Source organism: Streptomyces spinosus, assembly GCF_020400655.1.
GTDB lineage: Bacteria > Actinomycetota > Actinomycetes > Streptomycetales > Streptomycetaceae > Streptomyces > Streptomyces argyrophylli.
The window spans coordinates 1-379 of the sequence record NZ_JAINRC010000079.1; the positions used below are offsets into that span (position 1 = coordinate 1).

At 64.6% G+C, this 379-nt stretch carries 1 protein-coding gene; it reads right to left on the bottom strand.

All coding sequences use genetic code 11. The features are described 5' to 3' along the window. A partial coding sequence (locus tag LG395_RS41005; protein ID WP_263983672.1) for an alpha-amylase family glycosyl hydrolase occupies positions 1 to 379 on the bottom strand: 379 nt, incomplete at both ends.

The window sequence follows — 379 nt, forward strand, 5'->3', positions numbered from 1 at the left end:
GAGGAGCACCTTGTCGGGGTACTGGGCGTCGATCTCCTTGCGCACCCGCTTGAGGAACTCGTGGGTCGCGGGCAGGTTCTCGCAGTTGGTGCCCTCCTGCTGGTACAGGTACGGCACCGCGTCCAGCCGGAACCCGTCGATGCCGAGGTCCAGCCAGAACTTCAGCGCGGAGATCATCTCCTCCTGCACCGCCGGGTTCTCGTAGTTCAGGTCCGGCTGGTGCGAGAAGAAGCGGTGCCAGTAGTACTGCTTGCGCACCGGGTCGTACGTCCAGTTGGAGACCTCGGTGTCGACGAAGATGATCCGGGCGTCCTGGTACTGCTTGTCGTCGTCGGCCCAGACGTAGTAGTCCCCGTACGGACCGTCCGGGTCCCGCCTC